Source organism: Rhodococcus sp. JS3073, from assembly GCF_026810085.1.
GTDB lineage: Bacteria > Actinomycetota > Actinomycetes > Mycobacteriales > Mycobacteriaceae > Rhodococcus_F > Rhodococcus_F wratislaviensis.
The window spans coordinates 3,015,759-3,040,433 of the sequence record NZ_CP113951.1 but is presented as its reverse complement, the minus strand read 5'-3'; the positions used below and the strand labels follow the sequence as shown (position 1 = coordinate 3,040,433).

The window sequence follows — 24,675 nt, the reverse complement described above, 5'->3', positions numbered from 1 at the left end:
TCGAGGTAGACCGATGCGACATCGGGCGCCGGGTCTACGACGTGGCACGCCCGAGCGGCAACCCGTCCTCGAGGAATTCCAGTGCGCGCAGGGCGAGCGGCAGATCACCGGGCAGCAGATCGACGACACCGAGAACGACGCCGACGATGGCCCCGGCGAGCGCGCGGACCTCGAAATCGTCAGCGGAGCGTCCGACCCTGCGCGCCATGACACCGGCGATCATGTCGATGCTGCGCACCATTTCCTGCATGATGGCCCCACGAAGTTCCGGGACCGAGTACAGCAGTTCCTGACGCTTCCGCTCGAAGTCCATGTCTGCCTCGGACAGGCCGGCGAACACGGACTCGGCCGCCTTCCGGAATGCGGTGATCAGCGGGACGTCCGGTGGTTGTGCCTCGATGGCCTCGATCATCAACGGATCGAGGTCGTCGGCGAGCACCAGTTGTTCCTTGGTGGGGAAGTAGCGGAAGAACGTGCTCGGCGACACGTCCGCGGCCTCCGCGATCTGCTCGATCGTGGTTTCCGGGTAGCCCTGCTCCCGGAACAACCGAAATGCCTCGGAGCGGATGGTCAGCCGGGTGCGCGCCTTCTTCCGCTCCCGCAGGCCTGGTCGAGCGTCAATGGACATATACCGATTTTGACTCATTCTGCTCCTGGGCCGGGGTATCGCGGGGCGTGAAGCGTGCTGCGAGCACCATCGCGACGGCGCAGATGCCCGCGCACACCCACAGCATGAGGCTCATCCCGGACAGGAACGACGCCTGGACGTGCGCGAGCATCGACGGGTCGCCGGTCGCCTCGGCCACCGCGACGCCTGCGTTGACGCCGTCGCGGACCGGGTCCACGTCGAGGGCTCCCAGTTCGGTCCGGTAACGGGTGGCGAGGACGGTGCCCAGCACCGCGACCCCGATCGTTCCACCCGCCTGCCGCAGCGCCTGGATCAGTGCCGAGCCGGAACCGGAACGTTCGGCCGACAATGCGCCCAGGGCCGCACCCATCGCCGCCGGCATCACGAAACCCATTCCCGCGCCGACGAGTGCGATCCATGTCGCGCTGAACCAGTACGCGGAATCGACGGAGGTCAGGGCGCCGGTCGCAAGTCCCGCCGTGAGGAGGGCGAACCCGATGACGATGACCGGCCGGGCGCCGGCCCGCCGAAGCAGTCGGTCGCAGAGCCGGGTGCCGACCAGCAGTCCGCCGATCAACGGCAGCAGTCGGAGGCCGCTGCCCAGCGCGTCCACGCCGAGCACGGCCTGGAAGTACTGCGGCACCGTGAAGAACAGCCCGAACATCCCGAAGTTGACCAGCGTCGTGAAGATCGTGCCCCAGCGGAATCCGGGGCTGGCGAACAACGATGTGTCGATCAGGGGGTGACGCGACCGACGCTCCCACATCGCGAACAGTCCGAGCGCGACCACGGCCGCTGCGATCGACGCCCACACCAGTGCGTCGCCCCAGCCGTCCTGGCCTGCCCTGATGAAACCGTAAGTGAGGCAGAGAAGTCCGAATGACGACAGTGCGGCGCCGAGATAGTCGGTGGGCGACTGCTCCTCGCTGCGCGATTCCGGGACCAGGGTCGCGACGGCGATCGCGCCGACGACGACCAGGGGCACGTTGATCAGGAACACCGATCCCCACCAGAAGTTCTCGAGCAACCATCCGCCGAGAATCGGGCCGAGGGGCAGGCCGATCGCGGTGGACGTCACCCAGATGGTCAGTGCCCGCGATCGTTCGTCGGCGTCGGGGAACAGCACGGGCAGCACTGCCATCGACAGCGGCATCATCACCGCGGCCCCCAGCCCCAGCAGGGTGCGTCCGGCGATCAGCTGACCCGATGTGCTCGCATAGCTGCAGAGCAGTGACGCGACGCCGAACAGGACGAGGGCGCCGAGCAGGAGCTTCTTGCGGCCGTACCGGTCGCCGAGCGCACCTGCAGGAAGCAGCGCGGCGGCGAGGACCAGCGTGTATGCGGAACTGAACCACTGCAATTGCGAGTTGTCCGCTCCGAGATCGACCGCCAGTGTCGGCAGCGCCACCGTCAGGACCGTGATGTCGAGACCGATGGTGAGCATGGCCACGGACAGGGCTCCGAGTGCCCACCAGCGGCGAGGGGCGACTTCGATGACCGTCGTTTCACTCATGACAGCTCCACTCGAAAGGAAGTTACTATTTTTTGATAGTAGCTCTCACTTTGTGGCTGTCAAGGGCTGTCGACGGTCAGCGCCGGCGGAGCTGCAGCGTGAAGCCCTCGGGCATGAGGGTGAGCCGCTCGGCGACCTTCAGCCGATAGCCGGGGTCGCCCACGATGTCGTATCGACGCAGGATGGTGCCGAGGACCAGGACCGCCTCGTGGAGGGCGAACTGCCTTCCGATGCAGGCGCGCTCGCCCGTCCCGAACGGCTTGTACACGTGCGCGGGACGGGACCGGATGCGCTCGGGAAGGAAATGGTCGGGGTCGAACGCCTCGGGATCGTCACCCCACACGGGGTCGCGGTGCAATGCGGGGATGAGGACGAGCATCCAGTCGCCGACCTTCATCGGGTACTTGCCGACGAGGGTCGTGTCGACGGTCGCCTCCCTGCCGTACGCGGGCGCCGTCGGCCACAGCCGTAACGACTCGTCGAGCACCCGGCGCACGTAGCGGAGCTTCGCGATCTGCTCGAACGCGGGCTCCTCGTCGCCCCAGACCGCATCGACCTCCGCCTGCGCCTGAGCGAGGACGTCGGGGTGCCGCGACAGGTAGTACAGGGCGAACGACAGTGCACCGGAGGTGGTCTCGTGTCCCGCGACCAGGAAGGTCACCACCTGGTGGCGGATGTTCAACTCGTCGATCCGATGGGGGTCGTCTTCCCGGGCCGCGCGCAGCATGAGTTCGAGCAGGTCCTCGGGGCCGGCCTCCGCGCTGTCGCGGCGGGCGCGGATCACCTCGTCGACCACCTCGGCCATGTGTTCCAGGTTGGCGACGTTGCGGCGATCCGACCGTCGGGCCAGCAACCGTCCGAGCGCCGAGGACTTCACGAACGTGGTGCGCTGCGAATGGCTCAGCGCTCCGACCATCGCCTGCACGAACGGGTGCGGGCGCTCGCGTCTGAACGAGTCGAAGGAATAGCTGAAACCGGTGCGGCCGATGGTCTCGAGCGTCAGCTTCGTCATGTCGGAGGAGACGTCGACGGGGGTGCCGTCCACCCGCTCGTCCCAGTGCTCCGTCAACTCGCCCGCGACGTCCAGCATCGTGCGGTGATACGACCGCATCGCGGATTTCGTGAACGCCGGGGCGAGGAGGTTGTGCGCCTTGCTCCAGTTCGGCTCGTGGTTGTAGGCGGTGAACAACCCGTCGCCGCCGACTTCGCGCAGCGACGCGACGCCCGGTGCCAGGTGCTTCGCGAACCGGGATTCGTCGGAAAGTTCCGCCACCATGTCGGCGCCGGACGCGAACACGAACCGATTGCCGAGAACGTTGCGCTCGAAGATGGGCCCGAGTTTTCTGCCGATCTCCATCGAGTTCTGCAGGGGAGTGCGGATGCTGATCCCGAAGACGTCGCCGACGACGGGGAGCCGCCATCGAGGATGCGGGATGGTCGCCTCCGCCGTGGTGTGCAGTGATTCGACGCTCATAGTCGACCCCCGTGTCGATGTGGGCAGCGTTACTGAATTGGTGTCTAGTACGCAAGGTACGCCTTACTGAACCGGTGTCAAGCAGTACGGTGACTGGCATGACCAGCGCCCGCCGACGACTCGCCCCGGAGCAGCGGCGCGCGCAGTTGCTCGACATCGGCGCGCGACTGTTCGCGGACCGCCCCTACGAGGACGTGTGGATCGAGGAGGTCGCGGAACTCGCCGAGGTGTCGCGCGGCTTGATGTACCACTACTTCCCGACGAAGCGGGACTTCTTCGCCGCGATCGTCGAACGCGAATCCGAACGCCTGCTCGACGTGACGGCCCCCGACTCCACCCTCCCCGTCGAGGAACAGGTCGCGGCCGGCCTCGACGCGTACTTCGAGCACGTCGCGAGCCACCGGCACGGAGTCCGGGCCATCAACCACGGCGCGCTGTCGGCCGACGCCGACATCCGGGCCATCGTGGAGCGGGAACTCGACGCCCAGCAGCGCCGCATCGTCGACGCGCTCGATCCCCCCGACAGTGAGCGGGAACTCGTCGGCGTCGCGGTGCGCGGGTGGATCGCCTTCGTCCGCGCCGTCTGCATGGACTGGCTCGACCACCCGTCGATCGCCGAGGGCGAGTTACGTGAACTCTGCCTGCGCTCGCTGCGGGGCATGCTGGGTGGGCGGCTCGACTGAGCCGAGGGCTGGCACTTAAATAAATCAGTTGATATATTTAAGCCGAAATCCCTTCGGTGATCAAGGAGATCCCGCATGAGTGCACCCACTGTTACGTCGCAGGGCCGAACGAGCCCGGCGAAGACCGAGGCGGAACTGCGTCGTGAACTCGCGGCGGTGTACCGCCTGCTCGCGCATTTCAAGATGACCGACCTCATCTTCACGCACGTCTCGGTCCGGATTCCCGGGCCCGAACATCATTTCCTCATCAACCCGTACGGCCTGCTCTTCGAGGAGATCACCGCCTCCAACCTGGTGAAGATCGGCCTCGACGGCGAACTCGTCGAACCGTCCGAATATCACGTCAACCCTGCAGGATTCGTGATCCACGGCGCGATTCACGAGGCCCGGCCGGACGCGCAGTGCGTGCTGCACACCCACACGAAGGCCGGGTGCGCAGTCGCCGCGCAGGAACAGGGACTGCTGCCGCTGAACCAGATCTCGATGGAGTTCTACAACCGGGTCGGCTACCACGACTACGAGGGCATCGCCCTCAACACGGCCGAACGTGTGCGGTTGGTCGAGGACTTGCGCGACCATCCCGCGATGATCCTGCGCAACCACGGGCTGCTCACCGTGGGTGAATCCGCCGCCGAGGCGTTTCTGCGAATGTTCTATCTGGAGAAAGCGTGTGACATCCAGATCGCCGCCCAGGCGTCGGGTGACCTGCGCGTTCCGTCGCCCGAGATCGCCGAGCACACCGCTCGCCAGTTCGCCGGCGAGGCCACGGACGACTACACCGACGATCAGGCCTACGAGATGGCGTGGGCGGCGCTGCTGAGGATGCTGGACCGGACCGCCCCCGATTACAAGGACTGAAAGCGGCTTACCGAGACTGACAGGGCGGTCACATCCCCGGTGCGGCAACGACTCCCGCCGGGGATGCGCCCGTCAGGACCGCCGCGACATTGCGCGCCGACTGCTGCGCCAGGGTGTGCGCGACCTGCGGTGAGTACCACGCGGCGTGCGGGGTGATCACGAGGTTCGGGATCTGCAGGATCGGATCATCCTGTGCGGGAGGTTCGTTCGGAAGGACATCGACGGCCGCACCCGCGAGGTGTCCACCGCGAAGTGCGGCTCCGAGTGCGTCGTGGTCGACGAGTCCGCCCCGGGAGACGTTCACCAGATAGGCGCCGCGTGTCATCGCCGCCAGCGCACGTTCGTCGATCAGCCCCTTAGTCTCGGGAGTCAGGGGGACGTGCAGGCTCAGCACGTCGGAGCGGCGCAGCAGTTCCTCGAACCCGACCACCTCGATGCCCTCGGCCGCCAGGTCCCCGGCGCGGTCACCCAGCCCGCGGCCGCTGACCAGCACGGTCATCCCCACGGCTCGGGCCCGCAGCGCGAACGCGCCGGCGATCCGGCCGAAACCGTAGAGGCCCAACACGGTTCCCGCGATCCGTCGCGGCGGCGCTGCGGTGACGTCCCACCCGCCGGCATGTACGGCGCGGTCCAGGGCGTGGGTGGATCGGAGTAGTCCGAGGGTGAGACCGAGTGCGTGGTCCGCGACCTCCTCGGTGCAGTAGTCCACTGCCCGCGTGACCCAGAGGCCGCGTTCGTGCGCCGCCGACACCGGCAGGTGGTCGTACCCGGCGGACGTGGCCGACAGCAGGCGCAGGTCCGGGAGATCCGCCAAATGACGGGGCTCGAGTCCGGTGTTCTCCGGGCCCACGAGCAGGGCGATGACGCCGGGTCCGGACGGGAACTCGGACTGGTGCACGACGTCCGCGGAAATACCTGCGGCGGCAAGCGAATCGGACAGCGCTTCGGCCGGAATGAAGTCGTCGAGGACGACGACGCGGTCGGTCATCTGCCTGCTGCTCCCGCTTCTTCGGTGGTCCGTCGCACGGCGGCGTCGACGCAGCGGGCGGCGGCGTCGCCCTCGCTGATCGACTCCATGACGACGGGATCCAGGATGGCCTGCAATGCCAGACCGTCGGTCAGTGCCACCAGCGCGACGGTGACGGCGTCCGCGTCGAGGTCGGCGGAGACGGTGCCCTCCCGCTGTGCGGCGGTGACCGCCTCGCGCACGACGCCCCGCCAGCGGGCGAGGAAGGCCGCGATCTCACCGCGTGCCGTTTCCTCGGCCGCGCCCTCCGCGTAGAAGAACAGGAACACGCGGGTCATCGCGAGTCGGCGTTCGTCGAGCGGCAGGATGGTGGCGGTGATGTTCCGCAGCTTCTCGAGCGGGCCGGCGCTCTCCTCGTCGAGAATCGCGCGGTACAGGTCGCCCTGGATGTCGCCTGCCCGGCGCAGCGCCGCGAGGAGCAGTTCGTGCCGGGACCCGAAGTAGTGGTTCAACACTCCGGTCGACCACCCGCTCTCCTCCGCCACCGCTCGCGTGGTGACGGCGGAGATCCCCTCCCGGGCGATCAACGCGAGAACGGCGTCGGCGAGCGCCCGTCTCCGCTCGTCGTGGTCGACGATCTTCGGCACGATTTTCCTCTCGCTGGTGCGCATTCACTCTCGTGCGCTGGTGCCACTCAGGCTATCGGTGCCGGCACCGGAACCGGATCTTCCTCGTCCTTTCCCGACACTCGCGCATTCCACACGGACATCACGTTCGCCGGGGTGGGTTCGGTGAACAGGCTGGTGGCCACGAACACCACCAGCGCGCTGACCAGTCCGACGTACACCGGCTCGTTCGCCATGACGTCGCCGACGACGAACATCGTCGCGATGGTCCCCACCGTGCCCACCGCCATGGCCGCCATCGCGGCCGTTCCGGTGGCGCGCTTCCAGACCAGTCCACCGAGGATGGGGACGAGGAGGCCGCCGACCAGGATGTCGTAGGCGATCGTGAGTGCGGAGACGATGTCGTTGATGAGCGCGGCGATCACGATGCTGACGAGGCCGATCACGATCACGTAGAGGCGGTTGCCGCGCACGTCGGCTTCCGGATCGGACGTGTCCAGTTCGGGGCGTGTGCGGCCGAAGATCTGGGCGACCAGCGGAAGGACGTCCTGCCGGGCGACCGTGGCGGTGGCGATCAGCGCGCCGGAGGCGGTCGACATCATCGCCGCCACCGCGGCGGCGAGGACGATGCCGCTGAGACCGACGGGCAGGACGTGGACGGCGACGTCGGCATACACGTCGTCGGACGAACCGATGTCCGGCATGAGTGCCGACGCGGCCAGACCGATCAGGGCGCCCGCGACGCCGTACAGCAGGCAGTAGACGCCGGCGGTGACGCCGCCCCACCGCGCGACCTCGGGCGACTTCGCGGTGAACACGCGCTGCCAGATGTCCTGTCCGATGAGGATGCCGAGGGTGTAGACGACGAAGAACGTGACGATGGTGCCGGTGCCGATGGTGCCGAGCCCGAGTGCCTGTTCGCCCACGCGCTCCTTGATGCCGGCGTAGCCGCCCGCCTTGCTCCACGTGAACGGGAGAAGCAGGACGAAGACGCCGATGGTCTTGATGACGAACTGGACGACGTCGGTGAGCGTGATCGACCACATGCCGCCCATCGCGGAGTAGGCCACGACGATGAGGCCGCCGAGAATCACCGACAGGGTCCGGTCGAAGCCGAACAGCACGTTGAAGATGGTGGCGTAGGCGATCGTGGAGGTGACGGTGAGCATGAGCGTGTAGGCCATCATCACGAGACCGGACGCGCCGGTGGCGTCGATGCCGTACCGGAGCTTCAGCATCCCGGAGACGGTGTAGACCTCGAGGCGCTGGATACGCGCGGCGAAGAGCAGGCTGAGCAGGAGGACGCCGGCGGCGATCGACACGACCAGCCACATTCCGGAGATGCCGTACTTGTAGCCGAGGCCGACGCCGCCGACGGTGGAGGCACCGCCGATGACGACGGCCGCCATCGTGCTGGTGTAGAGGAATCCGCCGAGGCGGCGGCCGGCGACGAGGTATTCGCTGGAGTTGCTCGCCCGGCGTTTGCCCCACCAGCCGAACGCGAGCATCGCGCCCAGGTAGATCAGGATGATGGTGATGTCCATGGTGCGTCCTTCACGTGTCCTAGCGGATCGGTGATGACGGGCGCGGTGGTCCCGTCGGTGCCGGTCTCGTCAGACCGTTGCCCTAAACGGTAGGAGAACATTGACGTGAAATAAATCACTTGATACAAATAATCACTTCAGAAATTCGTGAAGTAATGGTGCGAGCCAGCTCACACCCTGTTTTCGACCCCGACGGAGGAGCGCGATGCGCAGCTCGCTACCCGATCTGAAGCTCCTCCAGATCTTCGCGGCGGTCGTCCGCCACCAGGGGTTCGCGCCCGCGCAGCAGGAGCTCGGACTGTCCGCCTCCGCGATCAGCACCTACATGAGCCAGCTCGAACGCCACCTCGGCATCGTCCTGTGTCATCGCGGCCGGGGCGGATTCGGCCTCACCAGCAAGGGCGAGCTCTACCACAAGGAATGCCTGCGCATCCTCGGCGAACTCGAGGGCTTCGAACGCTACGGCGCAGCGCTGCAGGGGGAGCTCCGGGGAACCCTCACCATCGGCGTTCTCGATTCCACCGTCACCGACACCACCCTGCCGCTCGCCGACGTGATCGGCGTCTTCAGCCAGGACCACCCCGCCGTCTACCTCGACCTGAAGATCCAGACCCCGCACGAACTGCAGGTCGGCGTGCTCGACGACCGGATCGACGTCGCCGTCGGCGCGTTCGCCTCACCGATGAACGGCCTCGTCTCCCAGGCGCTGCACCGGGAACAGCACTGGCTGTACTGCAGCGACAAGCATCCGCTGTTCGGCAGGAAGCGGGTGCCGTCGGAGGTCATCACACAACAGCGGATGGTGACCCGCGGCTACTGGTCCGAGCAGGAACTCGCCCGCCAGGGGTTCCCGCAACCGTCGGCGACGGTGGAGAACATGGAGGCGCAGCTCATTCTCGTGCTGTCCGGCGCCTACATCGGATACCTGCCCGAGCACTACGCGGAGTACTGGGTCGACCGGAACCGGCTGCGGCCGATCCTGCCGGCGTCGTTCGGCTATCAGGCGCCGTTCTCGCTGATCTACCGACGGGGCCGCGCCCGCGAACCGATGGTCCTCACGTTCCGCGAGTTCGTCCGGACCAGCATGGGGAGCTGACCGCGGCTCACGGGACCGGGGAGCCCAGTTCCGCCGACAGTGCCCGGCAACGCTCGACCAGGACGAGACCGTGCTGGGCGCAGAGTGCGTCGTCGAGGCGGAACGTCGGCCCGACGACGCTGAGCGCGCCCACGATCCGCCCCACCGCGTCGTAGATGGGGGCCGCCACACCCGTCGAGTGGTCCTCGATGGTGTCGTGGGCGATCGCGTACCCCTCGCTGCGCAGGTCGCCCCGCAGCGCGGCGCCGACGGCCGTGCCCACGAGCGGCACCGTCTGACCCACCCATCCCATGTGCCGAATCGCGTGGGTGCCCTCGATCTGCGCGAGATACAGGGCGGTGCCCTTGGGGCCGTGGGTCGACAGGTACGTGGATTCGCGCGTTTCCTCCGCGATCGCGACCATCGCGGGCCGGGCCCGGGACAGCAGCTGATTGTCGCTGATCGCCCGGGCACCGATCTGGAGAAGTCGCGGCCCGGCCCGGTAGACGTTGTCGTCGCCGCGGACCAGGAACTCGCTCTGCTCCATGCTGCGGATCAGGCGCAGGGCGGTACTCGTGGCGAGACCGGCGGCTTTCGCGGCGTCGCCGAGCGTCAACCCGCCCTGCTCGGTGATCGCGCCGAGCAGTTCGAAGGTGCGGCTCGCGCTGCGGGTCACATCTCCGGGGGCCATGGGTCGTCTCCTGACGGTCGCGGGTGTCCGCGTGAATCTACCGCGACGCGATCTCGGACAGCAGGGGCTGCCGGTGTTCGTCGAGCAGCGGGCTGCGGCGGACCCCGGGGCGTGCGCTGTCGCCGAACACGACCGGCTGCCGGACATAGTCGATCGTTCCCGCGACCGGATGATCGAACGACTCCACGAGCCCCCGGTGCCTGCTTTGCTCGGACGACAACGCCTGCTTCACGTCCCAGATCTCGGAGCTCGCCAGTCCGGCCGCGCCGAGGAGCGCGACCGCCTCGGCGACCGTCTTGTCCTTCGCCCAGATCTCGATCTCCGCGCGCAGGGCGGGTTCGTGATCGGTGCGGGACGTGTCGTCGGCGAAACGGTTGTCGCCGAGAAGGTCTGCCCGATCCATGGTGTGGGCGAGCTTCTCGAATCCGGACTGGCTGGCGACGGCGAGGACGAACAGGCCGTCCGACGCCCGGTACGTGTCGAACGGGGTGGAGACGGGGTGGCGATTACCCACACCCACCGGCGCGACACCCGATGCCTGCAACTGGCTGTGCGCGGTGGGAAGCATGGCCAGCATGCTGTCGAACATGGCGACGTCGAGGTGTTGCCCCACACCCGATTCCCGGGTGCCGACCAGGGCGGAGCTGATGCCCCACGCCGCGAACAGTCCCGCGACGAGGTCGCCGAACGATTCGCCGAGCCGGGTCGGCCCGGATTCGGGGGAACCGGTGATGCTCATGATCCCCGACATCGCCTGCACGACGAGGTCGTAGGCGGCCGAACCCGCGAGCGGCCCGTCCTGCCCGAAACCGGAGATGGACGCGTAGACGAGCCGGGGGTTGCGGGCGTGGACGGTGTCGTAGTCGATGCCGAGCCGGGCGGTGACGCCGGGCCGGAAATTCTCGACGAGAACATCGGCCGTGTCGAGGAGGTCGAACAGCACCTCCCGGTCCGCGTCGTCCTTGAGATTCAGTGCCAGCGAGCGTTTTCCGCGGTTCAGCACGTTGAAATAGATGCTCTCACCGTCGCGGAACGGGCCCAGGTGCCGCGAGTCCTCGCCGGCGGCGGGCTCGATCTTGACGACGTCGGCACCGGCGTCCGCGAGCAGCGCCGTGCAGTACGGTCCGGCCAGGACGCGGGAGAGATCGACGACGCGGATGCCGTCGAGGGGAGGCAGGGTAGGCATGACGGGCCCCTCTCAGAATTCGGTCGAGCGCGGGGAGGGCGCGTTGGCGGCGATGGTGAGCAGCTGGATCTGCGAGGTGCCCTCGAAGATCCGGAGAATCCGGCAGTCGCGGTAGAGGCGTTCGATCTCGGATTCGCGCATGAAACCGGCACCCCCGTGAATCTGCACGGTCTGGTCGACGATCGAGAAGCAGGCCTCCGTGGCCACGTACTTCGACACGGACGCGGCCCGGCGCAGGTCGGCCCCGGCGTCCTTCACGTCCGCCGCCCAGTCCGCGGTGACGCGGGAGGCGACGAGTTGCGCGTCGCACGCACCCAGCAACAGCTGAATCGCCTGGAACTCGGCGATGGGGTGTCCGAACTGTTTGCGCTCGGCCGCGTAGGAGCGACCCAGTTCCCAAGCGCGCAGCGCGATTCCGTTGGCCATCGCGGCCACGTCGATGCGGGCGCGGTTGAGGGCGGTGAGCGCGATGTTGCCGCCGCGGCCCTCCGTTCCCACCACGGCGTCGTGCGGGAGCACCACGTCGTCGAGGTAGACGGTGTAGGTGGGGGCAGACCGGATGCCCAGCTTGTCCTGGGGCTCCGAGTAACTCACGCCGGGGGTGCCCTGGGGGAGGACGAACGCGGTGATGCCGCGGAAGCCCGCGGATGGATCGGTCTTGGCGAAGAGGACGACCAGGTCGGCCTCCTTGGCGTTGGAGATGTAGGTCTTCGAACCGGACAGGTGCCACCCGTCGTCCTCGCGCCGCGCCGTCGTGTGCATCGAGGCGATGTCGGAGCCGGCGTCCGGTTCGGTGAGGGCGAACCCGGCGAGCAGTTCACCGGACGCCAGCCGGGGCAGCCAGCGGCGCTTCTGCTCCTCGGTTCCGCCGACGAGGATCGGCTCGAGCCCCAGGTAGTGCGCGGTGTAGATCGAGGCGAGGGCGGCGTCGGTGCGGGCCACCTCCTCGATGGCGATCAGCTGTGTCTTGGTGGACAGGCCCAGTCCGCCGAATTCCTCGGGCACCGAGATGCCCATCAGGTCCTGTTCGCCCAGGCGCTTCACCAACTCCGCCGGGAACTCCCGCGTCTCGTCACGGAAGGCCGCGCCGGGGTGGATCTCACGGTTGGCGAATGCGCGCACTGCGCCGCGGAACTCGGCGGCGTCGAGCAGCTGATCGGTCACGGAAACTCCTGTCGGATGATCAAAATTGCCACCTAGTGAAATGGCAATGCCACTTGGTGGCATATCGACTATGAAGGAGGCCGACGAATTTGTCCAGAGCTGCCGGTGTCCACGGCACGGGAGCGGGTACTCGACCACGGACGGCGGCGGACAACCCGTGCGGCACGGCAGAGGGAGGCATCATGCGCGCGATCACGCGAGGGATCGTCACCGTGGGAACAATGATCGGCGCCGTACTCGCAGGCGCGGGGACGGGCGTCGCGGAACCCGGCGCCGTGCCGTCCGGCACCTATCAGGGAACGACCACCGCGCCGGCGGGGGAGTTGATCTGGAAGGGCAAGACGTTCCAGGGCGGCACGGTCGTCAACAACTTCGCGTTCGGCCTGACCGGACTTGCAGGCACGACCTCGCAGGACGAGAACGGAAACACCGTCATCGATTACAGCCCATCCGGTCTGGGGTTCCTGACCGACAGGATTTCCCCCAACGCAGACGGGACCTACACCGGGGCCGTGTACGTCAACGGCAACCAGGTGGGAAGTTTCGGCCTCTCGAGATAGCTGTCTCGGGGCCTACTACGACAACGAGGCCGCACCGCTCGGGTGCGACCTCGTCGTCACAGTGGCATCTGCGACCTTGTCACAGTGTCATCGGGGCGTCGGTCAGACGGCCCGGACATTCTGGGCCTGCGGGCCCTTCTGGCCCTGTCCGACCTCGAATTCCACCCGCTGGTTCTCCTCCAGCGACTTGTAGCCGCTGCCCGAGATCTCGGAGTAGTGAACGAACACGTCCGCGCTGCCGTCGTCCGGCGCTATGAATCCGAAGCCCTTCTCGCTGTTGAACCACTTCACAACACCCTGCGCCATACCGTTCACTCCCTGCAGTTGCCGCCCGGGGCCTCACATCGAGATCCCGTTCGCGTGGATATCATCCTCGCATCCTGGCGCGCGTGCTTCCAGTGGTACGCCCACGATTCCTTCGGATCCGGGGCGCCGTACCAGGTCTGCGCAAGAAATTTTCCTGGACGACCGATGATTCTGCCCGTCGGCGGCGGTCCTACCTGCGACCGATAATCATCGCCCCGAACGAGGAGAACCCGATGAATCGCACACCGACCGCCACCGCCGCTACCCGGATCCTCGACGTCCCCGGTGCCAGGCTGTACTACGAGGTCCGGGGCACGGGCCCCGTCCTGGTGCTCGTCGGCGCTCCGATGGACGCCGACTCCTTCGCGCCCGCGGCCGATCTGCTCTCGTCCGACTACACCGTGCTCACGACGGACCCGCGGGGCATCCACCGCAGCCCGGTCGACGACCGCGACCGCGATTCCACCCCCGAGATGCGTGCCGACGACCTCGCCCGGCTCCTGAGGCACCTCGACGCAGGCCCTGCCGTGGTGTTCGGCTCCAGCGGCGGCGCCGTCAGCGCGCTCGCGCTCGTGCAGGCGCATCCCGAGCTGGTCCACACCGTGATCGCCCACGAACCGCCGCTGGACGAGCTCCTCGACGACCGCGAGCAGCTGCGCGTGAAAACCGACGAGATCATCGACACCCACCTCGCCGGGGACGTCGTGGGGGCGTGGAGGAAGTTCCTGGCCCTGGCGAACATCCACCTGCCCGAGGAGGCGTTCCAGCAGATGTTCGCGGGCGAACGGGATGCGCAGACCGAGGCGGACGACTACTTCCAGCATGCGCACATGCTGCGCCCGACCACCCGCTGGTGCCCGGACGTCACCGCCCTGCGCTCGGCGCCCACCCGCCTCGTCGTCGGTATCGGCGAGGAGTCGGGTGGCCAACTCTGCGACCGTACGTCGCGGGCGCTCGCCGCCGAACTGGGCGTCGATCCCACCCTGTTCCCCGGCGACCACATCGGCTTCGCCCACGACCCCGCCGCGTTCGTCACCCGCCTGCGCGCCGTGTTGCGGGCGGCCTGAACGGACGGTCCGGACCGGCCTCAGCGGACGATGGGAATCCGCTTCGTGACGATCCGATGGATCAACCGGGCGGCGGTGCGGGCGGTGCGGTTGTCGACGTCGAACGATGGATTGAGCTCGGCCACATCGCACACCGCGAGTTTTCCGCTGGCGGCGACCGCGTCGCACACGAATTGGATCGTCTCCGCGGGCACGCCGTACGCGGCGGGAGCGCTCACTCCCGGCGCGACCGCGGCGGGAAGGACGTCGAGGTCGATGGTGAGGTAGACGAGATCGACGTCCGACAGGAACTCGCTGACGAAGACGGCCACCCGGTGCCGGTCGGAGACCGAGCAGTCGTCGTCCAGGAGGTACCGGACGTCGTATCCGCGTGCGGTGTCGAACAGCGCGGTGGTGTTGCTCGGCTGGCTGATCCCGAGCACGGAGTACTGCAGGGCGGTGCCCGCCGCATGCTCCTGTTCGAGGATCTGCCGGAACGGTGTGCCCGAACTCGGGACCGGATCGGACCGCAGGTCGAAGTGGGCGTCCAGGTTCAGGATCCCGATCCGCCGCTTGGGTGTGCGGACGGCTGCCTGCGCGAGACCGAGGTACGTGCCGTAGGCAACCTCGTGGCCGCCGCCGAGGACCACCGGGAACTGGCTGGCGTCGAGGGTTGCGGCGACCACGGCGCCGAGAGCCATCTGCCCCGCCTCGAGGCGGTTGTCGGTGACCGCGACGGTGCCGGCGTCGTACGCGCGGAGCGGCTCGGCGAGCGCCATCGACGACAGCGCGCCCCGCAGCGCGTCCGGGCCGCGGGCCGCCCCGCGGCGGCCCTTGTTCCGCTCCACACCCTCGTCGCTCGAGAAGCCGACGAACACACAGGCGCCGGGCTCGGCGCCGTCGTGAAACGGCGTGACCGCCTGATGCCAGCGGAGGTGGTGACTCGACGTGCCGTCCTCCCTGCCGACCCAGGGGGGTGGGGGAATCAGCAGGTTCTCCATCATCGCAGGGCCCTCGCTTTCTCGTGACCGGTGTGCGCGGACCAGGCGAGTTCGCCGCCCCGCCACACATCGCTGACCAGGGGGACGCCGGGCCGGTAGGCCAAGTGTAGGTACGACGGCGCGTCCAGGGCGAGGGCGTCGGCCCGCGCCCCGGGACGCAGGACCCCGACGTCGGCACGTTGCAGCGCGCGAGCCCCGCCCGCGGTCGCCGCCCAGATGGCTTCGTCCGGGGTCATGTGCATGTCCCGCACCGCGATCGCGATGCAGAACGGCAGGCTGGTGGTGTAGCTGGTGCCGGGGTTGCAATCCGCACCCAGCGCCACCGTGACACCCGCGTCGAGCAGGGCCCGGGCGTCCGGGTACTTGTTCCGGGTCGAGAAGTCCGCGCCGGGCAGGAGAGTGGCCACCGTCGAACTCTGTGCCAGCGCATCGATGTCGGCCTGTGTGGTGTAGCAGACGTGGTCGACGGACGCGGCCCCCAGTTCGACGGCGAGCTGGACTCCGGGGCCCTCGCGGAGCTGGTTGCCGTGGACGCGGGGGATCAACCCCTTCGCCATCCCGGCGGTGAGAACGGCGTGTGCCTGATCGCGGTCGAACGCGCCGGTCTCGCAGAACACGTCGATCCATTTCGCCTGCGGTGCACAGGCGTCGATCATTTCCGCGCACACCATGGCGACGTAGTCGTCGGCCCGCCCCGCGTATTCCGGCGGCGGGACGTGGGCGGCGAGCAGCGTCACCTCGTCGGTGAGGGACGCCGCGATCTTCGTGCTGCGCAGTTCGTGCGCGACCGTCTGCCCGTACCCGGTCTTGCATTCCACGGTGGTGCTGCCGGACCGCAGGGACTCGTCCAGCAGCCGCCGCGTGTTCGCCTGCAGCTGTTCGTCGGTCGCATTCCGTGTCGCCTCGATCGTGTTGCGGATGCCACCCGCCGCGTACGGCTGGCCCGCCATCCGCGCCGCGAATTCCTCCGCGCGTTCCCCGCCGAACACGAGGTGCGAGTGGCTCTCGACGAAGCCCGGGAGCACCGCCCGGCCGTCGAGATCGTGCCCGACGTCCCCGGCCGGCGCCGAGTCGGCGCTGCCGACCCAGGCCACCACGCCGCCGTCGAAGACGACGGCGGCGTCGCGGATCAGCCCGAGCGGACCTTCCCCCACTGTCGGGTCGTTGGTCACCAGGGTGCCGATGCCGGTCAGCACTGTGGAGCGGGAGGTGTTCGCTGTCACTGCTGTTCCTTCCAGTGGTTCGAAAATGCGGTCGCTCGGGCCTGCGGTCATCCTTCGGACATCGGCACGCGCACGCCGCGCTCCTTGGCGACGTCGATGGCGTGGTCGTATCCGGCGTCGACGTGCCGGATGACACCCATGCCGGGATCGTTGGTCAGGACCCGCTCCAGCTTCTCGGCGGCCAGGGCGGTGCCGTCCGCGATGCACACCTGACCGGCGTGGATGGACCGTCCCATGCCGACGCCGCCACCCTGGTGGATGGACACCCACGACGCGCCCGACGCCGTGTTGACGAGTGCGTTGAGCAGCGGCCAGTCGGCGATCGCGTCGGAGCCGTCGAGCATCGACTCGGTCTCGCGGTACGGGGACGCGACGGATCCGGAGTCGAGGTGGTCGCGGCCGATGGCGACGGGCGCGGACAGCTCGCCGGACGCCACCATCTCGTTGAACTTCAGGCCGGCCTTGTGCCGTTCGCCGTAGCCGAGCCAGCAGATCCGGGCGGGCAGACCCTCGAACGCCACCTTCTCGCCCGCCATCGTGATCCAGCGCTTGAGGTGCTCGTTCTCGGGGAACAGTTCGAGGATCGCCTTGTCGGTGGCGGCGATGTCCTTCGGGTCGCCCGACAGCGCGGCCCAGCGGAACGGGCCGAGGCCCTCCTCGAACAGCGGACGGATGTAGGCGGGCACGAATCCGGGGAAGTCGAATGCGCGGTAGTAGCCGGCTTTGCGGGCCTCGTCACGGATGGAGTTGCCGTAGTCGAACACCTCGGCGCCCTTGTCGAGGAAGCCGACCATCGCGGCGACGTGCCGTGCCATCGACGCGCGGGAGTCCTCGGTGAACTTCACCGGGTCCTTGTCGGCCATCGCCTTCATGTCGGCGAAATCGACGCCGAGCGGCAGGTACGACAGCGGGTCGTGCGCCGACGTCTGGTCGGTGACGATGTCGATGGGGGCGTTCATGGCGAGCAGTTCCGGGAAGATCTCCGCGGCGTTGCCTTCGAGGCCGATCGACAGAGGGCGCTTTGCGTCGCGGGCCTCGATCGCGAGACGCAGGGCGTCGTGGATGTCGGTGGCCTTGGTGTCGAGGTACTTGTGTGCGATCCGGCGGTCGATGCGGGTGACGTCGCAGTCCACGCAGATCGCGACGCCGTCGTTCATCGTCACGGCGAGGGGCTGGGCGCCGCCCATGCCGCCGAGTCCCGCGGTCAGCGTGATGGTGCCGGCGAGCGTGCCACCGAAGCGTTTCCGGCCGACCGCGCCGAACGTCTCGTACGTGCCCTGCAGGATGCCCTGCGTGCCGATGTAGATCCACGACCCGGCCGTCATCTGCCCGTACATGATCAGGCCGAGGGCGTCGAGCTTGCGGAACTCCTCCCAGTTGGCCCAGTCGCCCACCAGGTTCGAGTTCGCGAGGAGGACGCGGGGAGCCCACTCGCTGGTGCGGAACACACCGACCGGCTTGCCGGATTGCACCAGCATCGTCTCGTCCGACTTCAGGGTCTTCAACGTCCGGACCATCGCGTCGAACGCCTCCCAGCTGCGCGCGGCCTTGCCGGTGCCGCCGTAGACGACGAGGGAGTCGGGATGCTCGGCGACCTCGGGGTCGAGGTTGTTCATCAGCATGCGCAGGGCGCCTTCTTGCTGCCAGCCGAGTGTCGTCAGTTCGGTGCCGCGGGGCGCCGACACGTGGCGGGGTCCGGAAACCGGAGGCGTCGTGGTGGTCATGTCGTGTACTCCTTGATGGTCGAACGTGGGAGAGGGGAAAGTCTGGGTGTCGGCGTGATTCACAGTCGTGAATCCGCCATCGCGGTATTCGCGGGATAGATCATCGAGGCGGGTGGGTTGCTGTTGCGCCGGGCGAGCGGGTAGTAGATGGCGCCGGTGAAGACGATGCCGACAATCCACGAGATGTCCGCGCCGCCCAGCATTTCCGTGACGGGTCCGGTGTAGAGCTTCTGGGCGAGGAACGGGATCTGCGCGAGAACGCCGACGGCGTAACAGATCATTGCCGTCTTGTTCCAGCGGCCGTAGCGGCCCGCCGGGTCGTACAGCGCCGGGATGTCCACGCGCTCCTTGGAGATGAGGTAGTAGTCGATCAGGTTGATGGCGCTCCAGGGGGTGAAGACCATCAGCAGCACGAGGACGAAGTTCTTGAAGTTGTTCAGGAAGTCGGCGCTGGCGCCGATCGCGATCAGCATCGACACGGCGACGAACCCGATGATGTACAGGGTGCGGGCCCGGGACGAGATACGCGACTGTCCGTTGAAGGCGGTCACCGTGGTGAGGATCGACATGAAACCGCCGTAGGCGTTGAGGCAGTTGACGGTGAGCTTCCCGACCAGGATCACCAGGTAGATCATCAGGGCGATCGCGGCGGGTCCGGCGAGTTCACCGATGAAGCCGACCTGGTCGCTGAGGAACGCATCGCCGGCGACGGCGGCGACGAGCGCGCCCAGCGTCATCGACCACTGTGAGCCGATCACGCTGCCCGCGAACGTCGACCAGAACGTCGTCCGCTCGCTGGTCGAGCGCGGCAGGTAGCGGGAGTAGTCCGCGACGTACGGTCCGAACGTCAGCTGCCAGCCCGCGCCGAGCGAGATCGCGAGGAGGAATGTGACGATGTCGAAGCCCTTGTTCCCGACGAACGCGGCCACGTCGTACTCGGCGAACAAGCGGATCGCGAGGTAGGTGAACCCGAGGATGCCGACGACGGTCGCGATCTTCCCGACCACGTGGATGAGTTTGTAGCCGGTCACCGCCACGAACGCGGTCATCGCGCCGAAGATGAGGATGCCGACCGTCGGGCTGTCGATGTGGAGGATCTCGTTCACGGCCTGACCCGCGAGGACGCTGCCGGTCGCGGCGAAACCGAGATACATCAGGACGACGAGAACCAGCGGGAGCACGGCGCCCAGAACGCCGAACTGGGCCCGGCTCGAGATCATCTGGGGCAGGCCGAGGCGCGGTCCCTGGGCGGAGTGCAGTGCCATGACGGCACCGCCGAAGACGTTGCCGATCAGCAGGCCCACGATGGCCCACAGCGCGTCGGCGCCGAAGACGACCGCGAGGGCGCCGTCGACGATCGCGGTGATCTGCATGTTGGCGCCGAACCAGAGCGTGAACTGGCTGCGCGGAGATCCGTGGCGCTCGTCGTCCGGGACGACGTCGATGGTGCGACGCTCCGGCGCGAGGCTGATCTCGGGAGGTCCCTCGTGTGTCATAGGCCCTGTGTCTCTCTGTGACGAGTCCGGCGCTGCTGGGTCGGTCCCGGGTGCTCTGTCCCATGTCCTGAATCCAGTGTGCTCTGACTCACGTTTTTTATCGCCTTAGATGTATAGTCCTGTATAGACAACCCCCTGTCAAGCGTTCTCCAAGGACCCAGCCGAGAGGCGTGCCGGCCCGCCACTGCACCAGTCGGGAGTGTCGATGCTCCCGACGGAAGGTACTGACATGAGAGTAATTTCGACGTCCTCACATTCGCTCGAGCGCGATGAACAGCAATTTTCCGCTCCGGAAGCGCCCGGGCGTTTCCGCGACCTCTACCTCCGCGCCGCCGGTCATCCCTCTGCCGACGGCGCAGATCCGGAGGCGCGTGATCGCATCGCGAACACACATCTCGAGACCGGGTGGAACCGGAACCCCGGGACCGCGGTGGTGCGCGGAATCAACGCAACAGACCCCAGCGGGATCGGGCCTGCGGTCCAGATCGTCACCGACGACATGGCCCTGCTCGTCGAATCGGTACTGCTGACCGCGGCCAGGGTCGGCGCACCGATCGAGGAGGCGCTGCATCCGGTCCTCGTCGCCCGCCGCGCGGAGTCGGGCACCCTCACCGACCTTCTGCCTGCCACCGACTCGGGGACGCCGGAGTCGTGGATTCACGTCGGTCTGCGCTTCGACACCGCGAACTCCCTCGTCGCCGCGCTGGTCGAGGCGTTGAACACCGTCCTCGTCGACGTGCGCCGGGTGGACCGCGATCTGGCGCGCATGCGCGAACTCCAGATCCAGGTCTCCGAACAACTCGACTCGCAGAGCGGGCAGGACTCGTTGTCCGAAGAACTCCGCGAGGCCGCCGACTTCCTGCGCTGGTGCGAAGCGGGCAACTTCACCGTCCTCGGGTACGCGCGGTACGGCGCCGACGGTGCACCCGAGGAGAGTCTCGGCGTGCTCCACGACCGGGAGGGCGATCGGGCGCCGGCCACGGAACCCGGCCCCGTCCTCGCGATCGGGCAGGCGGCCCTTCCGGTGTCTGTGCACCGTTCGTCGTACCCGTCGGTGGTCGGCGTCCGGGCCGGAGGAGTGGAGCACCGCTTCGTCGGCGCGTTCACCCCGGCGGGCAGGCACGAGAACGTCCTGGACATTCCGGGTGCGGGACGCCGGGTGCGGGCCCTGCTCGACCGTGCCGGTTTCGACATCGACTCCTTCTCCGGGCAGGCCGTGCTGCAGGTCGTGCAGGCGCTGCCGCTGACCGAGTTGTTCGCGGCCAGCCCGGACTCGCTGCATTCGGCCCTCACCGAGGTCGCCGGCATCACCGCGCGTGAACACATTCACCTCTTCCTGCGCACGGACGTCCCGGGCGAGAGCATGTCGGCACTGGTGTTCATTCCGCGAGATCGGTACAACACGCGCACGCGCCTGGCGGCCCAGCGCGTCCTGCTGGACGAACTGGACGGCACCGCAGTCGAATACACCACGAACGTGTCCGAGTACCCGCTGGCGATGGTGCACTTCACGATGCGGGTCCCGGCGGACACCGAGGTGACGGACACCCGGCGACTGGTGATCCAGCGTCGGATCTCCCGGGCCTGCCGGACCTGGGACGACCGATTCCACGACGAACTCGACACAGCCGAACGCGATCTCCTCGCGCACTATTCGGAGCATTTCCCCGAGGTGTACAAGCACGACTTCGACGCCCGGCGCGCCCGTGCCGATCTGGCGGTGTTCGAGAGGCTGACGGACGGCGCGATCGAAACGCGGCTCGACGCTAACGCGGCGGAGTGGCGCTTCACCTTCTTCGTCGGCGGTGCACCCGCCTCCCTCAGTGACGTTCTCCCGATCCTGCAGAGCATGGGTGTCGCGGTTCTCGACGAGCGTCCGTACACGGTCGCGAACAGTCGCGGAACGGTGTGCTGGATGTACGAGTTCGGGATTCGCTACCCATCGCCGGGGCCGGTGGACGACGCGCTGCCGGGTCGCTTCACGGAGACGTTCGCCGCGGCCTGGGAGTCCCGGGCCGAGACGGACAGTTTCAACGAACTCGTACTCCGCGCCGGCCTGGACTGGCGTCAGGTGGAGGTGCTGCGGGCATACGCGCGGTACCTCCGGCAGGGTGGATTCCCGTACAGCCAGAACCACATCGCGACGGTCCTCGGTGATCATCCGGAGATCTCCCAGGCACTGATCCGGCTGTTCGCCGCGAGGTTCGATCCGGACGGCACAGCGGAGTGCGGTGACCTGATCGCGTCGCTGGAAACGGCGATCGGCGACGTCCTCGGCCTGGACGCCGACCGCATCCTGCGCGCCTACCTGAATGTGATCCTGGCGACGCTGCGCACCAACCGCTACGCCCCCTCGGGCCGGGAACGTCAGGTCCTGTCGTTCAAATTCGATCCGCAGCGGATCCCGGAACTGCCGCAGCCGCGGCCCCGCTTCGAGATCTACGTCTACTCGCCGTGGGTCGAGGGCGTGCACATGCGGTTCGGCGCCGTGGCGCGGGGAGGGTTGCGGTGGTCCGACCGCAAGGAAGACTTCCGCACCGAGGTGCTCGGCCTGGTGAAGGCACAGGCGGTCAAGAACTCGGTGATCGTGCCCGTCGGCGCGAAGGGTGGGTTCGTCGTCGCGCGTCCGCCGGCTCCCACCGGCGACCCGCTGCGGGATCGGGACGCCCAACGCGCCGAGGGCGTTCGCTGCTACCGCAGCTTCATCAGCGGACTGCTGGACGTCACCGACAACGTGGACCTCGCGACCGGTGCCGTGATCCCGGCGCCGCGGGTGGTGCGGCACGACGGCGACGACACGTACCTCGTCGTCGCCGCGGACAAGGGCACCGCGACGTTCTCCGACATCGCCAACGACGTTGCGGCACAGTACGGGTTCTGGCTGGGTGACGCGTTCGCGTCGGGCGGATCCGTCGGCTACGACCACAAGGCGCTCGGCATCACCGCCCGGGGCGCGTGGGAGAGCGTGAAGCGGCACTTCCGGGAGATGGGTGTCGACACCCAGTCGCAGGAGTTCACGGCCGTCGGGATCGGCGACATGAGCGGCGACGTGTTCGGCAACGGAATGCTCGCGAGCCCGCACATCCGGCTCGTCGCCGCGTTCGACCACCGTCACGTGTTCCTCGACCCGAACCCCGACGCGGCCACGTCCTTCGCGGAGCGGGAACGGCTCTTCGCGCTGCCGAGGTCGTCGTGGGCGGACTATGCGCCCGGTCTGATCAGTGCCGGCGGCGGGGTGTGGGAACGATCGAGGAAGAGCGTTCCGATCAGCGAGGAGGCGAGGCGCGCTCTCGGACTGAGCCCCGGGACCTCCGAACTGCCCCCACCCGACCTCGTCCGCGCGATCCTGCAGGCTCCGGTCGATCTGCTGTGGAACGGCGGCATCGGGACCTACGTGAAGTCGGGCACCGAAACCCATCTCGACGTGGGAGACAAGGGCAACGACGGCGTCCGCGTCGACGGCGCCGACGTCCGGGCCCGGGTGGTCGGAGAGGGCGGCAACCTCGGCTTCACCCAGCTGGGACGCATCGAATTCTCCCGCTCCGGAGGACGAATCAACACGGACGCCCTCGACAACTCGGCGGGCGTGGACTGCTCCGACCACGAGGTCAACATCAAGGTCCTGCTCGATGCTCTGGTCAGCAGCGGTCGTCTCGCCGCCGACGACCGCGCCGGTCTGCTCGCCGAGATGTCCGGGGAGGTGTCACGTCTCGTGCTCTCCGACAACGTCGCCCAGAACGACGTGCTGGGCACGAGCCGGGCCGACGCCGCCGCGTCCCTCACGGTGCACGGACGGCTCATCGGCCATCTGGAAAGCCGCTACGGTCTGGACCGCGCCATCGAGGTGCTGCCGTCCAGGAAGGAGATCGCCGCCCGGGAGCGCGCGGAGACGGGACTCACCTCGCCCGAACTCGCGACCCTCATGGCGCACGTCAAGCTGGCCCTGAAGTCGGACCTGCTCGCCGGCGACCTGCCCGACAGCCCGGCATTCGCGGACGCCCTCGCCGGGTACTTCCCGCGCAGGCTCCGGGAGTCCTTCGGCGACGCCGTCGGCGACCATCCGCTGCGCCGGGAGATCGTCGCAACGGTCCTCACCAACGACGTCGTCGACAACGGCGGCATCACCTACGCCTTCCGGCTGGGCGAGGAGGCCGGAGCGAGCGGCGCCGACGCCGTGCGGGCCTTTGCGGTGGTGTCGGCCGTGTTCGACCTGCCGTCGCTCCGGCGCGACATCCGGGACGCCCACCTCGACGCCGCGCTCTCGGACGACCTCACGCTGTTCACCCGGCGGCTGCTCGACCGTGCGTCGCGCTGGATGCTGACCCGCAGGCCCCAGCCGCTCGCGGTCGGGGCCGAGATCAGCCGATTCCGTGACCGCGTCGCGGACCTGACACCGCACGTCGCGGGCTGGCTGTGCGGTGAGGACGCGGAGAATCTCCGGAGTCGCACGGCCGCGCTGGTGGCTCGCGGTGTCCCCGTGGACCTGGCCGGGCGGGTGCAACTGCTCCTGGATCGGTTCGCGCTGCTGGACATCGTCGAGATCGCCGACATCACCCAGCGCGATCCCCGCGAAGTGGCCGAGGTGTACTACCGGCTCGGGGAGTGCCTCGGGTTGGTGCACCTGCTCGTGGGGGTCTCGCAACTGGGACGGGGAACCAGGTGGAACGCGCTGGCCCGGTTGTCGCTGCGCGACGAGTTGTACGACACCGTCCGGGCGCTGTGCCTCGACGTGATCTCGGGCAGTGAGGTGATCGACACGGCGGAACAGAAGATCGGGGAGTGGGAGGACCGCAACGCCGCCCGGCTGGCGCGTGCCCGCCACACGCTCGACGCCGTCACGGAATCGGGGGAGCACGACCTGGCCGCCCTCTCCGTCGCGACCAGACAACTGCGCAGCATGGTGAGGTGAC

Annotated in this window: 20 protein-coding genes; 6 read left to right on the top strand and 14 right to left on the bottom strand. The window is 68.1% G+C overall.

From position 1 onward, the window contains the following. Positions 1–34: 34 nt before the first annotated feature. From OYT95_RS13630 to OYT95_RS13620, 3 genes are all read right to left on the bottom strand, one after another. Positions 35–628, bottom strand: coding sequence for an acyl-CoA-like ligand-binding transcription factor (locus OYT95_RS13630; RefSeq protein ID WP_268791700.1), 594 nt, complete (start codon positions 626–628; stop codon positions 35–37). Next, on the bottom strand, positions 618–2,141 hold the full coding sequence (locus OYT95_RS13625) for an MFS transporter (protein WP_268791699.1): 1,524 nt from the start codon (positions 2,139–2,141) through the stop codon (positions 618–620). The genes OYT95_RS13630 and OYT95_RS13625 overlap by 11 nt, the downstream gene beginning before the upstream one ends. Positions 2,142–2,217: 76 nt before the next feature. After that, positions 2,218–3,615: a cytochrome P450 gene (locus OYT95_RS13620; protein WP_037241739.1), complete on the bottom strand. Its 1,398-nt coding sequence runs from the start codon at positions 3,613–3,615 to the stop codon at positions 2,218–2,220. Positions 3,616–3,713: 98 nt separating this feature from the next. Here OYT95_RS13620 and OYT95_RS13615 point away from each other — a divergent pair, with 98 nt between their 5' ends. Together OYT95_RS13615 and OYT95_RS13610 are read left to right on the top strand one after the other, a co-directional pair. Continuing rightward, the gene (locus tag OYT95_RS13615) at positions 3,714–4,298 is read left to right on the top strand and encodes a TetR/AcrR family transcriptional regulator (protein ID WP_128640024.1); all 585 of its coding nucleotides are present in this window, start codon (positions 3,714–3,716) and stop codon (positions 4,296–4,298) included. A 75-nt stretch (positions 4,299–4,373) separates the two neighbouring features. Next, a complete protein-coding gene (locus OYT95_RS13610) occupies positions 4,374–5,156 on the top strand; it encodes a class II aldolase/adducin family protein (RefSeq protein WP_037241736.1) in 783 nt (260 codons plus the stop codon). Positions 5,157–5,184: 28 nt separating this feature from the next. On the opposite strand, the gene OYT95_RS13605 is transcribed toward OYT95_RS13610, so the two are convergent. The 3 genes from OYT95_RS13605 to OYT95_RS13595 are packed head-to-tail and all read right to left on the bottom strand — an operon-like array spanning position 5,185 to position 8,293. Next, on the bottom strand, positions 5,185–6,144 hold the full coding sequence (locus OYT95_RS13605) for a C-terminal binding protein (RefSeq protein ID WP_128640022.1): 960 nt from the start codon (positions 6,142–6,144) through the stop codon (positions 5,185–5,187). Beyond that, positions 6,141–6,770 (bottom strand): TetR/AcrR family transcriptional regulator, encoded by a 630-nt coding sequence (locus OYT95_RS13600; protein ID WP_128642223.1) that lies wholly within the window; start codon positions 6,768–6,770, stop codon positions 6,141–6,143. Before OYT95_RS13600 ends, OYT95_RS13605 begins: the two co-directional genes overlap by 4 nt. A gap of 47 nt (positions 6,771–6,817) precedes the next feature. Beyond that, positions 6,818–8,293 (bottom strand): sodium:solute symporter, encoded by a 1,476-nt coding sequence (locus OYT95_RS13595; RefSeq protein ID WP_112299659.1) that lies wholly within the window; start codon positions 8,291–8,293, stop codon positions 6,818–6,820. A 205-nt stretch (positions 8,294–8,498) separates the two neighbouring features. On the opposite strand from OYT95_RS13595, the gene OYT95_RS13590 reads away from it, so the two are divergent. Next, positions 8,499–9,389 (top strand): LysR family transcriptional regulator, encoded by an 891-nt coding sequence (locus OYT95_RS13590; RefSeq protein WP_037241728.1) that lies wholly within the window; start codon positions 8,499–8,501, stop codon positions 9,387–9,389. 7 nt (positions 9,390–9,396) lie between these two features. Here OYT95_RS13590 and OYT95_RS13585 read toward each other — a convergent pair whose 3' ends face one another. The 3 genes from OYT95_RS13585 to OYT95_RS13575 are packed head-to-tail and all read right to left on the bottom strand — an operon-like array spanning position 9,397 to position 12,409. Then, positions 9,397–10,059: an IclR family transcriptional regulator gene (locus OYT95_RS13585; RefSeq protein ID WP_037241726.1), complete on the bottom strand. Its 663-nt coding sequence runs from the start codon at positions 10,057–10,059 to the stop codon at positions 9,397–9,399. 37 nt (positions 10,060–10,096) lie between these two features. Continuing rightward, the gene (locus tag OYT95_RS13580; RefSeq protein ID WP_112299660.1) at positions 10,097–11,245 is read right to left on the bottom strand and encodes a CaiB/BaiF CoA transferase family protein; all 1,149 of its coding nucleotides are present in this window, start codon (positions 11,243–11,245) and stop codon (positions 10,097–10,099) included. A 12-nt stretch (positions 11,246–11,257) separates the two neighbouring features. After that, positions 11,258–12,409 carry an acyl-CoA dehydrogenase family protein gene (locus tag OYT95_RS13575; protein WP_268791698.1) on the bottom strand — a complete coding sequence of 384 codons (1,152 nt, stop codon included), beginning with the start codon at positions 12,407–12,409 and terminating at the stop codon, positions 11,258–11,260. 182 nt (positions 12,410–12,591) lie between these two features. On the opposite strand from OYT95_RS13575, the gene OYT95_RS13570 reads away from it, so the two are divergent. Continuing rightward, entirely contained in the window at positions 12,592–12,969 is a 378-nt protein-coding gene (locus tag OYT95_RS13570) for a hypothetical protein (protein WP_268791697.1), read from the top strand. A 102-nt stretch (positions 12,970–13,071) separates the two neighbouring features. Here OYT95_RS13570 and cspE read toward each other — a convergent pair whose 3' ends face one another. Continuing rightward, positions 13,072–13,275, bottom strand: a complete 204-nt coding sequence (cspE, locus tag OYT95_RS13565) for a transcription antiterminator/RNA stability regulator CspE (RefSeq protein ID WP_005244612.1) — start codon at positions 13,273–13,275, stop codon at positions 13,072–13,074. Between the two features lie 233 nt (positions 13,276–13,508). Between cspE and OYT95_RS13560 the strand changes: the two genes are divergently transcribed. Further along, positions 13,509–14,342 (top strand): alpha/beta fold hydrolase, encoded by an 834-nt coding sequence (locus OYT95_RS13560; protein WP_112299662.1) that lies wholly within the window; start codon positions 13,509–13,511, stop codon positions 14,340–14,342. A 20-nt stretch (positions 14,343–14,362) separates the two neighbouring features. Here the strand turns inward: OYT95_RS13560 and hutG are convergent, their stop codons facing one another. Genes hutG through OYT95_RS13540 form a run of 4 tightly spaced genes read right to left on the bottom strand, consistent with a single transcriptional unit; the run spans position 14,363 to position 19,765 of the window. Continuing rightward, positions 14,363–15,325, bottom strand: a complete 963-nt coding sequence (gene hutG / locus OYT95_RS13555; RefSeq protein WP_268791696.1) for a formimidoylglutamase — start codon at positions 15,323–15,325, stop codon at positions 14,363–14,365. Then, the gene (hutI, locus tag OYT95_RS13550; protein WP_268791695.1) at positions 15,322–16,545 is read right to left on the bottom strand and encodes an imidazolonepropionase; all 1,224 of its coding nucleotides are present in this window, start codon (positions 16,543–16,545) and stop codon (positions 15,322–15,324) included. The genes hutG and hutI overlap by 4 nt, the downstream gene beginning before the upstream one ends. Before the next feature lie 47 nt (positions 16,546–16,592). Beyond that, a complete protein-coding gene (gene hutU / locus OYT95_RS13545) occupies positions 16,593–18,269 on the bottom strand; it encodes a urocanate hydratase (RefSeq protein ID WP_128640016.1) in 1,677 nt (558 codons plus the stop codon). Between the two features lie 59 nt (positions 18,270–18,328). Further along, positions 18,329–19,765, bottom strand: coding sequence for a purine-cytosine permease family protein (locus tag OYT95_RS13540; RefSeq protein ID WP_037241711.1), 1,437 nt, complete (start codon positions 19,763–19,765; stop codon positions 18,329–18,331). A 229-nt stretch (positions 19,766–19,994) separates the two neighbouring features. Between OYT95_RS13540 and OYT95_RS13535 the strand changes: the two genes are divergently transcribed. Continuing rightward, on the top strand, positions 19,995–24,674 hold the full coding sequence (locus tag OYT95_RS13535; RefSeq protein ID WP_268791694.1) for an NAD-glutamate dehydrogenase: 4,680 nt from the start codon (positions 19,995–19,997) through the stop codon (positions 24,672–24,674). Position 24,675: the final 1 nt, after the last annotated feature.

Coding starts and splice junctions, on each gene's coding strand:
- OYT95_RS13630 (WP_268791700.1), bottom strand. CDS start 628: ATGTCCATTGACGCTCGACCAGGCCTGCGGGAGCGGAAGAAGGCGCGC.
- OYT95_RS13625 (WP_268791699.1), bottom strand. CDS start 2,141: ATGAGTGAAACGACGGTCATCGAAGTCGCCCCTCGCCGCTGGTGGGCA.
- OYT95_RS13620 (WP_037241739.1), bottom strand. CDS start 3,615: ATGAGCGTCGAATCACTGCACACCACGGCGGAGGCGACCATCCCGCAT.
- OYT95_RS13615 (WP_128640024.1), top strand. CDS start 3,714: ATGACCAGCGCCCGCCGACGACTCGCCCCGGAGCAGCGGCGCGCGCAG.
- OYT95_RS13610 (WP_037241736.1), top strand. CDS start 4,374: ATGAGTGCACCCACTGTTACGTCGCAGGGCCGAACGAGCCCGGCGAAG.
- OYT95_RS13605 (WP_128640022.1), bottom strand. CDS start 6,144: ATGACCGACCGCGTCGTCGTCCTCGACGACTTCATTCCGGCCGAAGCG.
- OYT95_RS13595 (WP_112299659.1), bottom strand. CDS start 8,293: ATGGACATCACCATCATCCTGATCTACCTGGGCGCGATGCTCGCGTTC.
- OYT95_RS13590 (WP_037241728.1), top strand. CDS start 8,499: ATGCGCAGCTCGCTACCCGATCTGAAGCTCCTCCAGATCTTCGCGGCG.
- OYT95_RS13585 (WP_037241726.1), bottom strand. CDS start 10,059: ATGGCCCCCGGAGATGTGACCCGCAGCGCGAGCCGCACCTTCGAACTG.
- OYT95_RS13580 (WP_112299660.1), bottom strand. CDS start 11,245: ATGCCTACCCTGCCTCCCCTCGACGGCATCCGCGTCGTCGATCTCTCC.
- OYT95_RS13570 (WP_268791697.1), top strand. CDS start 12,592: ATGCGCGCGATCACGCGAGGGATCGTCACCGTGGGAACAATGATCGGC.
- cspE (WP_005244612.1), bottom strand. CDS start 13,275: ATGGCGCAGGGTGTTGTGAAGTGGTTCAACAGCGAGAAGGGCTTCGGA.
- OYT95_RS13560 (WP_112299662.1), top strand. CDS start 13,509: ATGAATCGCACACCGACCGCCACCGCCGCTACCCGGATCCTCGACGTC.
- hutG (WP_268791696.1), bottom strand. CDS start 15,325: ATGATGGAGAACCTGCTGATTCCCCCACCCCCCTGGGTCGGCAGGGAG.
- hutU (WP_128640016.1), bottom strand. CDS start 18,269: ATGACCACCACGACGCCTCCGGTTTCCGGACCCCGCCACGTGTCGGCG.
- OYT95_RS13540 (WP_037241711.1), bottom strand. CDS start 19,765: ATGACACACGAGGGACCTCCCGAGATCAGCCTCGCGCCGGAGCGTCGC.
- OYT95_RS13535 (WP_268791694.1), top strand. CDS start 19,995: ATGAGAGTAATTTCGACGTCCTCACATTCGCTCGAGCGCGATGAACAG.